This is a genomic window from Nocardioides sp. W7 (assembly GCF_022919075.1).
Taxonomy (GTDB): domain Bacteria; phylum Actinomycetota; class Actinomycetes; order Propionibacteriales; family Nocardioidaceae; genus Nocardioides.
Genome location: NZ_CP095078.1, coordinates 118,453 through 132,087 on the forward strand (window position 1 = coordinate 118,453; position 13,635 = coordinate 132,087).

Annotated in this window: 14 protein-coding genes; 11 read left to right on the forward strand and 3 right to left on the reverse strand. The window is 73.2% G+C overall.

Annotation, left to right across the window (positions count from 1 at the left end; all coding sequences use genetic code 11):
• The first annotated feature begins 20 nt into the window (after window positions 1–20).
• The 9 genes from MUB56_RS00635 (at window position 21) to MUB56_RS00675 (ending at window position 10,155) form a co-directional block, all read left to right on the forward strand.
• Window positions 21–2,306: a helicase C-terminal domain-containing protein gene (locus tag MUB56_RS00635; RefSeq protein ID WP_244929989.1), complete on the forward strand. Its 2,286-nt coding sequence runs from the start codon at window positions 21–23 to the stop codon at window positions 2,304–2,306.
• A gap of 9 nt (window positions 2,307–2,315) precedes the next feature.
• Window positions 2,316–2,840 carry a CGNR zinc finger domain-containing protein gene (locus tag MUB56_RS00640; protein WP_244929990.1) on the forward strand — a complete coding sequence of 175 codons (525 nt, stop codon included), beginning with the start codon at window positions 2,316–2,318 and terminating at the stop codon, window positions 2,838–2,840.
• Between the two features lie 185 nt (window positions 2,841–3,025).
• Complete coding sequence (locus MUB56_RS00645; protein WP_244929991.1) at window positions 3,026–4,666, forward strand: DNA repair helicase XPB; 1,641 nt, start codon at window positions 3,026–3,028, stop codon at window positions 4,664–4,666.
• An 84-nt stretch (window positions 4,667–4,750) separates the two neighbouring features.
• Window positions 4,751–5,365 (forward strand): ArsR family transcriptional regulator, encoded by a 615-nt coding sequence (locus MUB56_RS00650; protein WP_244929992.1) that lies wholly within the window; start codon window positions 4,751–4,753, stop codon window positions 5,363–5,365.
• Window positions 5,347–6,330, forward strand: coding sequence for a hypothetical protein (locus MUB56_RS00655; RefSeq protein WP_244929993.1), 984 nt, complete (start codon window positions 5,347–5,349; stop codon window positions 6,328–6,330). Before MUB56_RS00650 ends, MUB56_RS00655 begins: the two co-directional genes overlap by 19 nt.
• A 108-nt stretch (window positions 6,331–6,438) precedes the next feature.
• The gene (locus MUB56_RS00660; protein WP_244929994.1) at window positions 6,439–7,077 is read left to right on the forward strand and encodes a hypothetical protein; all 639 of its coding nucleotides are present in this window, start codon (window positions 6,439–6,441) and stop codon (window positions 7,075–7,077) included.
• Window positions 7,078–7,137: 60 nt separating this feature from the next.
• A complete protein-coding gene (locus MUB56_RS00665; protein WP_244929995.1) occupies window positions 7,138–7,983 on the forward strand; it encodes an oxygenase MpaB family protein in 846 nt (281 codons plus the stop codon).
• A gap of 49 nt (window positions 7,984–8,032) precedes the next feature.
• On the forward strand, window positions 8,033–9,304 hold the full coding sequence (locus MUB56_RS00670; RefSeq protein WP_244929996.1) for a carboxypeptidase-like regulatory domain-containing protein: 1,272 nt from the start codon (window positions 8,033–8,035) through the stop codon (window positions 9,302–9,304).
• 128 nt (window positions 9,305–9,432) lie between these two features.
• Complete coding sequence (locus tag MUB56_RS00675) at window positions 9,433–10,155, forward strand: carboxypeptidase-like regulatory domain-containing protein (protein WP_244929997.1); 723 nt, start codon at window positions 9,433–9,435, stop codon at window positions 10,153–10,155.
• 1 nt (window position 10,156) lies between these two features.
• Here MUB56_RS00675 and MUB56_RS00680 read toward each other — a convergent pair whose 3' ends face one another.
• On the reverse strand, window positions 10,157–10,531 hold the full coding sequence (locus MUB56_RS00680) for a nuclear transport factor 2 family protein (RefSeq protein WP_244929998.1): 375 nt from the start codon (window positions 10,529–10,531) through the stop codon (window positions 10,157–10,159).
• Between the two features lie 68 nt (window positions 10,532–10,599).
• On the opposite strand from MUB56_RS00680, the gene MUB56_RS00685 reads away from it, so the two are divergent.
• Window positions 10,600–11,208 carry a hypothetical protein gene (locus MUB56_RS00685; protein ID WP_244929999.1) on the forward strand — a complete coding sequence of 203 codons (609 nt, stop codon included), beginning with the start codon at window positions 10,600–10,602 and terminating at the stop codon, window positions 11,206–11,208.
• The gene (locus MUB56_RS00690) at window positions 11,205–12,500 is read left to right on the forward strand and encodes an 8-oxoguanine deaminase (RefSeq protein ID WP_244930000.1); all 1,296 of its coding nucleotides are present in this window, start codon (window positions 11,205–11,207) and stop codon (window positions 12,498–12,500) included. The genes MUB56_RS00685 and MUB56_RS00690 overlap by 4 nt, the downstream gene beginning before the upstream one ends.
• 23 nt (window positions 12,501–12,523) lie before the next feature.
• On the opposite strand, the gene MUB56_RS00695 is transcribed toward MUB56_RS00690, so the two are convergent.
• The gene (locus tag MUB56_RS00695; RefSeq protein WP_244930001.1) at window positions 12,524–12,793 is read right to left on the reverse strand and encodes a DUF4031 domain-containing protein; all 270 of its coding nucleotides are present in this window, start codon (window positions 12,791–12,793) and stop codon (window positions 12,524–12,526) included.
• Window positions 12,794–12,808: 15 nt separating this feature from the next.
• Window positions 12,809–13,513, reverse strand: a complete 705-nt coding sequence (locus tag MUB56_RS00700; RefSeq protein WP_244930002.1) for a copper homeostasis protein CutC — start codon at window positions 13,511–13,513, stop codon at window positions 12,809–12,811.
• Window positions 13,514–13,635 lie beyond the last annotated feature (122 nt).

Here is a 13,635-nt window from a genome sequence, read left to right on the forward strand (position 1 = left end):
ATGTCGGTAGCGTAGGAATGATGTCCGGACACAGTGCGCCAGACGAGACCCCCGCCGCGGGCTTCCGCTCGCTCGCCGACCAGCTGCGCGCGTGGCCCGACGAGCGCCTCGCCCGGCTGCTGTCCAACCGCCCGGATCTCGCCACCCCTGCCCCTCACGACTCCGGCCAGCTGGCGTCCCGATCTGCCGTCCGGTCCTCGTTGCTCCGTGCGCTCGACCAGCTGACTCGGGCCGAGCTCTGCGTACTGGATGCCCTCGTGGTCCTGCGCCAAACTACCGCTGCGGAGCTCGCGACGGTGGTCCGGGCCGAGCCGGCCACCGTCGCGACCGCGCTGGCCCGACTGGAGGACCTGGCCCTGGTCTGGCACAGCACCTCCGGGCTGCGCCCGCTGTCCGGGGTCGCGGAGAGCCTGGCCGGCGGGCCGGGGTCGAGCGGGCTGCAGCAGGTCTCCTCCGACCCGGCCGACCCAGCCGACCTCGAGGAGCGGATCGGCCAGCTCTCCGCCGCCGCCCGCGCCCTTCTCGAGCACGTGGCGGCCCACGGCGGCGAGGCGACCACCGGCACCTCCCGGCACCACGTGACCCCCGAGGACGCCGAGACCCCCGCCGAGGAGCTGCTCGCCCGCGGGCTGCTGGTCCCCCGGTCCGGCGGCGTCGTGGTGCTACCCGGCGAGGTCGGGCTGGTGCTGCGGGGCGCTCGGACCACCACCGAGCCGGTCGACGCGGTCCCCGCCCTGGTCACCTCCGAGCGCTCGGCACGGGTCGTCGACCGGGCCGCGGCGGGCGCCGCCTTCGACGCCGTACGACGCGTCGAGCTGCTCCTCGACCACTGGGGCATGCACCCGCCGAGCGCGCTGCGCAGCGGCGGCCTCGGCGTCCGTGACCTGAAGGCGACCGCCGTCCACCTCCACGTCGACGAGCCGAGCGCCGCCCTGATCGTCGAGACCGCGCACGCCGCCGGGCTGCTCGCCACCGCCGCCGACCCCGACGGCAACCCGGCCTGGATCCCGACCGACGCCTACGACACCTGGTCGGCGCTGCCCGCCGCCGACCGGTGGGCCGCGCTGGCCCGGGCCTGGCTGACCTCGCCGCGGATGCCGGGTCTGGTCGGGCAGCGCGACACGGCCGACAAGCCGTGGAACGCGCTCGCGCCCGAGCTGACCGGCGTGCACCAGGTCGAGAGCCGGCGGATGGCGCTCGAGGCGCTGGCCACGCTGCCGGAGGGCGAGGTGCTCGCGACCGGCACCGGCACCCCCTCGCTCGTCGCTCTCGTCTCGTGGCTGCGTCCGCGCCGGCCGCGCAACCGCGCCGACCAGGTCGTCTGGGCGCTGACCGAGGCCTCGGTCCTGGGCCTGGTGGGGATGGGCGGACTGGCGTCGTACGCCCGGGCGCTCGTCGCGGGCCAGGACCCCGTCCCCGGCCTGGCGGCACTGCTGCCGGACCCGGTCGACCACGTGCTGCTCCAGGCCGACCTGACCGCGGTCGCGCCCGGGCCGCTGGAGTCGGGGCTGGCCCGCACGCTGGCGCTGGTCGCCGACGTCGAGTCCCGCGGCGGCGCGACGACGTACCGCTTCACGCCCGCGTCGGTACGCCGCGCCCTCGACACCGGCTGGACGGCGGCCGAGCTGCACGAGTTCCTCACCGCGGTGTCGCGGACGCCGGTGCCGCAGCCGCTGGGCTACCTGGTCGACGACACCGCGCGGACCTACGGCACCATCCGGGTCGGGCACGCCGAGGCGTTCCTGCGGGCCGACGACGAGACCGCGCTGACCGAGCTGCTGCACCACCCCAGGGCCGAGTCGCTGGGGCTGCGCCGCCTGGCGCCGACGGTGCTGATCAGCAGCACCCCCATCGACGTGCTGCTGCCCCGGCTGCGCGAGCTGGGTGCGGCACCGGTCGTCGAGGCGCCCGACGGGACGGTGCGGGTCACCCGGCCCGACCTGCTGCGCGCCCGCACCCCGCGCGAGCACCGCCGCGGCGCGGGGGCGACGGCAGCGCGCGCGACGGCGGTCGTGACGTCGGTGGTGTCCGCGATCCGATCGGGCGACCGGGCCGCGGCCGCCCGACCCGCCTCCGCGGGCTCGCTGTCCCCCAGCGGGTCGCTCGCCGCGCTCCGGGAGGCGGTCGAGAACCGGTCGACGGTGCTGATCGGCTACGTCGACAACCACGGCACCGCCACCGAGCGGACCGTCGACCCGCTGGCCGTCGAGGGTGGGCAGCTGACCGCCCACGACCATCGCTCCGACGACGTCCGCACCTTCGCCGTACACCGGATCTCCGCCGTGAGACCGGTCAGTTCTTCCTAGACTCCCGCCGTGGACTTCCTCCGGTACACCGAGCGGTCGGCCGCGCTGCTGAACGTGGACCTCGACGGCGTCGCCGCACTGGTGGCCCACCTCGCCGACCGGGAGTCGCTGCACGACCAGGTCACCGACCGCGACTGCATGCTGCTGCGGAAGCTCCAGCGCGAGCTCCGCCCGGTCTTCGAAGCCGCTGCCCACGACGACCCGCAGGCCGTGGTGGCCATCCTCAACGAGCTGATGGTCCGCTACCCGGTCACGCCCCGGATCTCCGACCACTCGGGCGTGCTCCACCTGCACGTCGCCGCCCGCACCGCCTCGCTCGCCGAGCTGCTCGCCGGCGAGGCCCTGCTCGGGCTGGCCGCCCTGGTCTGCGACCTGGGCCCGTCCCGGCTCGGCACCTGCGCGGCCACCCCCTGCACGGACGTCTTCGTCGATGCCTCCCCCAACGCCTCCCGCCGCTACTGCTCCGAGCGCTGCTCCTCACGCGCGAGCGTCGCGGCGTACCGCGCTCGGTTGCGCGCGGACGCGTCGGGCTGACGCGCTGGGCTGACGCGCTGGCTGGGCGGCGTTCGGGTGTCACTCCAGCCGCAGCTTCATCACGGTATGCAGACCAGTTCGCACCTGCCACGGCGTACCCACCATGGGAGGTGCCGGCTCGTCTGCATACCGTGATGAAGCCGCGGCGCCCACCCGCTGTCGGACCCCGTCCGTAGACTCGCCAGGTGAACGACGGACCCCTGATCGTCCAGTCCGACAAGACCCTCCTCCTCGAGATCGACCACGAGCGCGCGCAGGACTGCCGCAAGGCGATCGCGCCGTTCGCGGAGCTGGAGCGCTCCCCCGAGCACATCCACACCTACCGGCTGACCCCGCTGGGGCTGTGGAACGCCCGGGCCGCCGGGCACGACGCCGAGCAGGTGGTCGACACGCTGCTGGAGTACAGCCGGTACGCCGTCCCGCACGCCCTGCTCGTCGACGTCGCCGAGACGATGGCCCGCTACGGCCGGCTGCGGCTGGAGAAGCACCCGGTGCACGGGCTGACCCTGGCCAGCACCGACCGGCCGGTCCTGGAGGAGGTGCTGCGGGCCAAGAAGGTCGCCGGGATGCTCGGGACGAGGATCGACGACGACACCGTGGTCGTGCACGGCTCCGAGCGCGGCAACCTCAAGCAGGCGCTGCTGAAGCTGGGCTGGCCGGCCGAGGACTTCGCCGGGTACGTCGACGGCGAGGCGCACCCGATCTCGCTGTTCGAGGAGGGCTGGTCGCTGCGCGACTACCAGCGCGACGCGGCCGACTCGTTCTGGCACGGCGGCTCGGGCGTCGTCGTACTCCCCTGCGGTGCCGGCAAGACGATCGTGGGCGCGGCCGCGATGGCGCACGCGCAGGCCACCACCCTGATCCTGGTCACCAACACGGTCTCCGCGCGCCAGTGGAAGGACGAGCTGATCAAGCGCACGTCGCTGACCGAGGACGAGATCGGCGAGTACTCCGGCGCCGTCAAGGAGATCCGGCCGGTCACGATCGCGACGTACCAGGTCCTCACGCTGCGCCGGAAGGGCACCTACCCGCACCTGGAGCTGCTCGACGCCCGCGACTGGGGCCTGATCGTGTACGACGAGGTGCACCTGCTGCCCGCGCCGATCTTCCGGATGACCGCCGACCTGCAGGCGCGCCGCCGGATCGGGCTGACCGCGACCCTGGTGCGCGAGGACGGCCGCGAGGGCGACGTGTTCTCGCTGATCGGCCCCAAGCGGTACGACGCCCCCTGGAAGGACATCGAGTCGCAGGGCTGGATCGCGCCGGCCGACTGCGTCGAGGTGCGGGTGACGCTGCCGACCGACGAGCGGATCGTCTACGCGACCTCCGAGCCGGAGGAGCGCTACCGGCTCGCCTCCTGCACCGCCGAGAAGACCCGCGTCGTGCGCGACCTGGTCGCCCAGCACGCCGGCCAACCGACGCTGGTCATCGGGCAGTACCTCGATCAGCTCGACGAGCTCGCCGCCACCCTCGACGCGCCCGTCATCAAGGGCGACACCAGCGTCAAGGAGCGCCAGCGGCTCTACGACGCCTTCCGCAGCGGCGAGGTCAAGCTGCTGGTCGTCTCCAAGGTCGCGAACTTCTCCATCGACCTGCCCGACGCCGAGGTCGCCATCCAGGTCTCGGGCTCCTTCGGCTCGCGCCAGGAGGAGGCGCAGCGACTCGGTCGGCTGCTGCGGCCCGGCCACGATGGCAAGGTCGCCCGCTTCTACACCGTCGTCTCGCGCGACACCGTCGACGCCGAGTTCGCCCAGAACCGGCAGCGCTTCCTCGCCGAGCAGGGGTACGCCTACCGGATCTTGGACGCGGAGGACCTACCTGCCTGAGGCGTCGCCGGGCGTCGGGACGTCATCCGAGCTCGTTGCCGAGGCGGCCAGGTCGTACGACCTCCCGAGCCATCGCAATAATGGATGATATTATCCATTATTGTGAGAACTTCGGCTGACCCCATCGCGCCCCTGTTCAGGTCGGAGGCGCAGGCCCGCCTCCTCGCGGAGCTCTTCCTGGCTTCCGATGGCGAGCTCAGCCTCAGCGAGCTCAGCGAACGCACCGGTACGGCGTACGGGTCGACTCACCGGGAGATCGAACGGCTGCTGCAGGTCGGGCTGCTGCAAGAACGACGTGTGGGCCGGGCGCGGTTGGTCCGCCCCAACCCCGCCAGCCCGCTGACCTCGCCGGTCCGCAGCCTGGTCATGGTCGCCGCTGGACCGGTTCCGCTTCTCACGAGAGAGCTCGGGTCCCTCAGCGGCATCGACATCGCGCTCGTGTTCGGGTCCTACGCGGCGCGAAGCCGCGGCATCGATGGACCTCCGCCGGAAGACATCGACGTGATGGTCGTCGGCCAGCCCGATGCGGAGGCCGTGTACGCCGCGTGCCGCAGCGTCGGCGAAGCCGTGGGCAGGCCTGTGAATCCGGTCATCATGACCCCCGACGAGTGGCAGGCTGACTCCGGCTTCCTCACGAACCTGAGAAGCAGTCCGACCATCCCCCTCATCGGAGCCGGCGAATGGCCCTCACGCCACTGACCACCGCTCAGCAGGACGCACTCGATGTGCTGGAGACGTCCGGCCGGATCCAGAAGGTGCCGTCGGACCTGAGCCGGGCGAGCGACTTCCTCAGGCAGGCGGATGACGCGTTGCTCGACGTGCCGAACCTGACCAAGACCCACAACAAGTACAACCTCGCCTACGACGCCGCTCACGACGCCGGCGAGGCGATGCTCGCCGCCTATGGCTATCGGACCAGGTCGGGCCCAGGGCAGCACGAAGCACTGGGACGTTTCCTGGCGGTGGTGTTCGACAAGCCGCCCGCGAGCGGTGCGGCGCAGCACTACGAGCAGATGCGCCGCGACCGGAACCGGAACAGGTACGAGGCGCGACCGGTCACGTGGCCGCAGTGGTGTCGGCCGAACGCGCTGCGACGGAGCTCGTGTCGGCGGCCCAGCGGCGCATCTAGCGGCCGCGGTCGGAGACTCGCTGATCGACGCGATGGACCAAGCGGCGGGACGTCGTACGACCTGGCGACCACGACGCATGACGGCCACCCCGCTGGGCAGGCTGGACGCGTGACGATCCCCGCCCAGCCGCCGTACTCGCCCCAGCAACCGCCGCCCCCGCCGACCGGATGGGTCGCGCTGACCGTCCAGGGCAGCTGGATGACGAACAGCCTGATCCCGCCGAAGGTCTGGATGAACGGCCACCCGGTGCCGGTGCGGTACGGCGACAACCCCGTGCCGGTCCACCCCGGCCGGCTCCGGATCGACGTCCGCTGCACCTGGCTGCGGGAGTACGGCCAGGCCACCATCGACATCGACGTCGCGCCGGGGCAGACGGTGCCGGTGTTCTACGCGGCACCTCTGCACCAGTTCAGTCGCGGCCGGATCGGGCCCGAGCGCCAGAAGCGGCCCGGCGTCCTCGCACTGGTCGTGACCCTGAGCGTGGTGGTCGCCGTCATCGTCGCCCTGGTCGTCGCCGCGGCCGGGCTGGGCTGAGCTGCCGGACGTCTGTACCGGTCCGTGAAGGTTCGGGGAATCCCGGCGGGCGCAAGCACAGGTCCCTAACCTTCGAGTTCGACCAGACCTCGAAGGTTAAGGACCCCCGTGATCCGCAGCTCCCGTCGGCGCGTACGCGTCGCCACCCTCCTCACCGCCCTGACCCTGCTCGCGACGCCCGTCGTCGCCGCCGGATCGGCCCAGGCCGGCTCCTGGTCCCACCGGGACGCCAAGGGCGACGTCGTGCGCGGCTCGGCGGCCGGTGACGGGGCGGTCGAGGACCCATCCGACCAGGCCACCGACATCACCCGGCTCAAGGTGAACCACGGCCCCGGGAAGGTGACCGTGACGCTGGTCGTCCGGGACCTCAAGGGCGGCGACCACGCGGTGGTGGGCCGGCTCGTGACGCCCGAGGGCGACTACTCGGTCACGTACCTGCGGAGCGCCGACCTGAAGATGTTCACCCTCACCGACGACGCCGCGGGCGCGGATACCCCCGACGTGCCGTGCCGAGGCAAGAGGATCTCCTTCGACGCCTCCGGAGACCGGATCCGGATCACGGTCCCGCGCACCTGCCTCGGCTCGCCGAAGTGGGTCCGGGTCGGCGCCGGCCTGGTCAGGGGCGACCTGATGTCCATGGCGGACGCCGACACCGTCACGATGGACGAGGCCCTGCGCCGGGGCAGCGTGAAGGCCTTCAACAGCGACGCCCCGCTGAAGGTCGGGAAGAAGGTCCGGGCCGGGTAGCCCGAGCCGGCCCCTCGTCGTCCGCCCTCCGGGCTGGGCGGCCGAACTATCGTCGGCAGCGTGATCGACCTGCGCACGAAGCTCGGCGCGGCCCTCTTCGAGCGGGTCGCCGGACCGGACGGCCCCCGCGAGCGCGATCGCATCCACGGCCGGCCCGGGCCGCGGCTCTACGAGCCGGGCAGTCCGGTCACCCGGGTGCACGGCGACGCGTCGATGTTCGTCGGCGGCCTCCGCGCGCTGCTCCTGCAGACCCTGCATCCCGCCGCGATGCGCGGCGTCGCCGAGCACTCGGGCTACCGCGGCGACATGTGGGGGCGGCTGGCCCGCACCAGCACCTTCATCGCCACCACGACCTTCGGCCACGTCGAGGACGTCGACCGGACCATCGGCGTCGTACGCCGCATCCACGAGCGGGTCACCGGCACGATGCCCGACGGCACGCCGTACGCCGCCTCCGACCCGCATCTGCTCCTGTGGGTGCACGTCGCCGAGATCGACAGCTTCCTGCGGGCGCACACCGTGTACGGCGCGGAGCCGTTGCGGGGCGCCGAGCGTGACGAGTACGTCGCGCAGACCGCCGTCGTGGCGCGCCGGCTCGGGGTCCTCGACCCGCCGACCACCGAGGCCGGGCTGCGGGAGGTGCTCGCGTCGTACCGTCCCGAGCTGCGCGGCACCGCCGAGGCCCGCGAGGCGGTCCGCTACGTGCTGGTGCACCCGCCGCTGCCGCTCGCCGCGCGGGCGCCGTACGCCGTCCTGGTCGCCGCCGCCGTCGCCCTGATGCCGGCTTGGACCCGGCTGCCGCTGCGACTGCCGTGGCTGCCGGTCTCCGAGCGCACCGTCGTCCGCGGCCTCGGCGCTGCGGCCACCGGCACGATCCGGTGGGCGATGCGACCGCCCGGATCTTGAGCGAACCCTGCGCCGGCCTTCAGGAGACGTGTCGGCACCCCGACCTACGATGACCACGACCCTGCCGCCTGCCTGCTCGGAGCTCATGAACATGGGGACCACCGTCACCGCCCGCCGTACCGGCCTCGTCCTGGTCGCCCTCGTCGGGCTGCTCGCCTCGCTGCTGCTCGCGGTCGGCGCCGCGGCTCCGGCCGAGGCGGCCACCACCGGCAAGGTCCGGGGCAACATCGTGACGGGCAGCAAGCAGCTCCCGAAGGGGACCGTGCGGTGGTTCACGCGGGACTGGTCCTACCTCGGCGCCCGCAAGGTGCGCGGCGGCGCCTACCAGCTCAACCTCGGTCCCGGGACCTACTGGCTGCAGTTCGTCGACGGGGCTCCGTCGTACGACGTGCGCAAGTTCGCGCCGACCAACGTGAAGGTCCGGGTCCGCGCCGGGTCGACGACGGTCAAGAACGTGCGGATGAAGCGCGGCGGCGCCGTGACCGGCACCGCCTTTGCCGGCGGCCGGGTGGCCAAGGGCGCCCGCGTCGTCGCGGCCAACCGGGACGAGCAGTCGTTCGAGACCCGGGCAAATAGCGCGGGCCAGTTCGCCATCGGCGGCCTGGCGCCCGGCAAGTACTCCGTCTTCACCTTCGACCGGAAGGGCGACTGGGTCGACAAGAGCGTGTTCGTCGGCCGGATCAAGGCAGGCACCGTCCGCAACACCCGGATCAGTCTGAAGAAGCGCGCCGGGAGCCTGCTGGTCGACCTGTACGCCGGCGGCCAGCCGATCAAGGGCCGGATCGCCGTGACCGCGGTGAGCAAGAAGACGGGACAGTGGTGGACCGCCACCTCGCGCCGCGGCAGCGTCACGTTCACCGGGCTCTACCCGGGCCGGTACAAGCTCATCGTCCCGGACGTCGGCGACTACTTCGGCCGCACCGGCAACGTGACGAACGGCAAGGTCCGCTCGAACCGGGCCGCCTTCGGCAGCTTCCGGCTGACCAGGCGCGGCGCCTCGGTGACCGGCCGGCTGGTCTTCCGCTCCAGCACCACGACCATGCCCGTCGGCGATGCCCGGGTCCAGCTCTTCAACGGGGCCGGCGTGCCCGTGGGCGAGACGACGAGCACCAGCAGCGGGGCGTTCCGCTTCGGCGGCCGGTTGGCGACCCAGGGCGGCCTGTCGGTCGTGGTGACTCCGGGAGCCCGGAAGACGGCGCCGTACTGCAAGTTCGAGCGTGCTCAGGTCTCGGCGATCGCGGTGACGACCGGCCGGGCGACGGCGGTCGGCGACGTCGTACTCCCCTGGGCCGCGGGCGAGACCGACCCGGCCTGCGCCTAGCCTCGACCGCTCCTTGCGGCTTTCTTGCGCGAGACCTGACGAATTCCCGCCGCCGTCTTGATCCCCGCTTCCTAGGTTCGTCCCATCGGGGCGATCGGCGCCTCGGCACCAGTTCGCGGGAGAGGGCCATGAGGGCGGAGCAGGTCAGGAGCACGGAGCAGCGGGGATGCATCCGCGGCAGGATCCAGGCCCCGGGGCCGTGCGTCGTCCAGATCCGGTGGTACGACGTCGACGGCCGCTGCCTGGGCCGCAAGCGGTCGTACGCCGGCGCCTGGTCCCTGCGGGTGCCGGCCGGTCGCTACTTCGTCCAGGTCACCGACGAGCGCTCGGAGTCCGACCCGAGGCGGCTCACCTCCAGCACCGCCGCCGTCGTGGTCAGGTCCGGCTACGTCTCCGAGGTCGACCAGCGACTGACCCGCGAGTCACGCGACACCCGCGCGACCCGTCGGCCCGCCGCCGACCGGGTCGGCGAGACCCCGACCGGCGTGCTCCAGGGTCGTGTCGTCGACGGCGCCGACCCGACGGTGCCGCTCTCCGGCGCCCGCGTCCGGCTGCTCGACGCAGACGGTCACCTGGTCGGCCGGACCCGCACCGAGACCAGCGGCCACTTCGCCTTCGAGGCGCTCGCGACCATGCCCGGCCTGCAGCTGGTGGTCCGGCCCGCACCCGCGAGCAACGACCACCTGCGGCCGCACCTGGGCGGGCTGAGCGTCCGCGACGACGCGTGGCACGACCTCGGCGACCTGGCCCTCCCGGTCGACGACCGGCCGCGCCGCGCGCCCCGGCTCCACTCGGCCGCGGCCGACTTCGGTTCCTCCGCGGCGCTGAGCCTGCCGGCCATGCGGGTCTGAGCTAGCTCACCACCATGTCGGTGTCGCTCCAGAACGCCCGCATCGACGTGATCAGCCCGTCGTCGTCGAAGGTCATCGCGTCGAAGGGCGCCAGCACGTAGCGGGCGTCGCCGACCTTGGTGGTGATCTCGAAGTGGAAGACCGCCTCGCCGCCCGCGATCCGCAGCTCGACCAGCCGGGTCTCCTGCTCGAGGCCGTCCAGGGTCGCGTAGAACGCCGCGATCTGCTCCCGGGTCGTCAGCACGTCGGTGCCGACCGGGTCCTCGACGGTGGCACCCTCGGCGTACAGGTCCACGATCTGGGCCGACGTACCGCTCGCGACCAGCGCGACGTACTGCTCGACGACCTCGCGGATGCGTTCGTTGCTCGCTGCCATGTCCATCCCATTTCTGTAACAAGTTCTGGTTTTGCGTCACCGTAGCGCTCTCTTGCTTAGATGGGTGCGTGGACCTCGGTGACAGATGGCCCCTTTCCGGTTCGACCGACCTGCGTGACCAGCTGCTCGCGGCGTACGCCGAGGAGACGCGCGGCTACCACGACACGCGACACCTCGCCGAGGTGCTGGACCGCCTCGACGAGCTCGCCGCGGCGGGGACGCCGTACGACGTGGGCCCCGTGGTGCTCGCCGCGTGGTTCCACGACGCGGTGTACGACGGGGAGCGCGACGCCGAGGAGCGCTCCGCGACCTGGGCCGAGGACGCCCTCCCGGGCCTGGTCGAGGCCGGGGTGGTCGAGGAGGTCGCCCGGCTCGTGCGGCTGACCGAGACCCACCGGCCGGCCGACGACGACCCGAACGGCTGCGCGCTCTCCGACGCCGACCTGGCGATCCTGGCCGCGCCGGCCGACCGGTACGCGTCGTACACCTCGGCGGTGCGGCGGGAGTACGCCCACCTCGACGACGACGTGTTCCGCGACGGGCGCACGCAGGTGCTCGCGAGCCTCGCCGACAAGGAGCACCTGTTCCACACCGCCTACGCCCGCGAGCGCTGGGAGGCGGCGGCTCGCGCCAACCTGGAGCGCGAGCTGGCGGAGCTCGACGGGCTCGCCCCATGACCCGCACCGTGCTGCGCGGCGCTCGCTGGCCGGGCGACGTGGCCTTCGAGGACGGGCTGATCACCGCCGTCGGCGTGGTGCCGGCGCTGGACGGTGACGTGGTGATCGCCTGCGACGGCGACCTCCTCACGCCGGGCCTGGTCAACACCCACCACCACTTCTACCAGTGGCTGACCCGCGGCTGGGCCGTCGACAGCACGCTGTTCGGCTGGCTGCAGACGCTCTACCCGGTGTGGGCACGGCTGAGCCCCGAGGACGTCGAGGCCGCTGCCCGGGTCGCGCTGGCCGAGCTCGCGCTCTCGGGGTGTACGACGGCCGCGGACCACCACTACCTCGTGCCGGGCGGCGACGACTCGGTCTTCGACGCGATCGCGGCGGCGGCCCGCTCGATCGGCATCCGCACGCACATCGCCCGCGGCTCGATGGACCTCGGCGAGAGCCGCGGCGGACTGCCGCCCGACTCCGTCGTCGAGGACCTGGACGCGATCCTGGCCTCCACCGAGGCCGTGCACGCCCGCCTGCACGACGGGGAGATGCTGTTCGTGACCGCCGCCCCGTGCAGCCCGTTCAGCGTCACCCCCGAGCTGATGCGCGAGACGGCCGCGCTGGGCCGCCGGCTCGGCATCCGGCTGCACACCCACCTCGCCGAGACCCTGGACGAGGAGCGCGACTCCCTCGCCCGCTTCGGGAAGCGGCCGCTGGAGCTCCTCGACGACCTGGGCTGGATCGACTCCGACGTCTGGGTCGCCCACGGCATCCACTTCTCCGACCGCGAGGTGGTCCGCCTGGGCGAGGCCCGCACCGGGGTCGCCCACTGCCCGTCCAGCAACAGCCGGCTCGGCGCCGGCATCGCCCGGGTCCGCGACCTGGTCGCCGCCGGGGTGCCGGTCGGGCTGGGCGTGGACGGAGTCGCCTCCAACGAGATCGGCACCCTGATGCCGGAGCTGCGAATGGCGCTCTTCCTGGCCCGTCAGCGCGACCTCGACCCGACCGCGTTCCTGCCCGTCGACGCGCTCGCGCTCGGCACCGTCGGCGGCGCCGCCTGCCTGGGCCGATCCGACATCGGGCTGCTGGAGCCCGGCCTGCGCGCCGATCTGGTGGTGTGGCCCGGCGACGACGTCGCCGACGTACTCGACCCGCTCGCGGCCCTGGTCCTCGGACCCGAGCGCTCGGCCCGCCACGTCCTGGTCGGTGGTGAGTACGTCGTCCGCGACGGCCACCTCACCGGCGCCGACCTGCCCACCCTCCGCGCCGACCTGACCCGCCGGGCCCGCCGCCTCTGGCCCGACTGACCTCCCCGCTCCCCTATCGCGGGTCAGCGGGGGCGCTGGGGCTTGCGGCGGCGCAGGCCGGCGGCGATCAACCGGGCCACGAGCACGCGGGAGCTGACCGCGAGCGCGCCGGCGGCCAGCACGTCGTCGTACCACTCGGCGGGGACGTCGTAGTGGTCGCGATCGAAGCCGCGCTCGGGGATGCCGAGGGTGCGCGCGAAGGCGTGCAGCTCGTCGTACGACTCGTCGCTGGCGAGGTGGGACCAGAAGCGGCCGTGGGCGGGGACGTTCGGCGGGTCGATGAGGATCGTCATCTCCCCGACAGGGTCTCAGATGCGCTGCAGCGAGTCGTCCAGCAGCCGGCGCCAGGAGCGGACGTGGCCCGCGTCGACGTACGACTTGTACGTCGCCCCGGGACGTGCCTGCAGGTCCAGGTGGAACTGCCGCACCCCGGCCCGCAGCAGCCACGGCACGTCCTCGGCGAGCAGCCCGCCGCCCGCCATCAGCAGCCGCGCGACGTCCGGGTCGGACTGCGCGGTGGCGAGCAGGTCCTCGCCGCCCACGCCCATGCCGCGGGGCGAGCCCGCGGACCGGACTCCCACCAGGCCGGGCAGGTCCAGCACCTGCTGCCAGGAGCGGCCCGGCTCCAGGACGTGGTCGAAGGCCTCGTGGAAGGTCCAGGGCACCCCGGGCAGTCGCTCCGCGAGGTGCGCGCAGACCTCCGTGTCGACCTCGAGCCGGCTGTCCAGGAACCCCCACGACAGTCCCGCCGCACCCGCGCCGAGGTAGTCGTGGGCGAGGCCGAGCAGCCGGGCGAGCTCACCCCCGGTCGTGGTCCAGGAGTCGTTGAGCCGCAGCAGCACGAAGACGGGTACGTCGCTGGCCCGGGCCACCGCCGACACGAGGGCCGGCTCCGGGGAAGTCGGGTCGTCCGGGCTCCCGGCGACGAGGTGCAGCCGGTCGGCCCCGCCCTCGCAGGCGCCCGGGACGTCGCGCTGATGCAGCACCGTCACCTCGAGGAGCACCTCGCCCATGACCCGATGCTAGGGCCCGCCGGCCGGCGACCCGTCACTTTCTCGGCACCTTTCGCGGCGTGTCGCGGCGGGATCGACGGGTCGCTGAGCGGACGCCGTACGACGCCCCACCGATCCGTCAC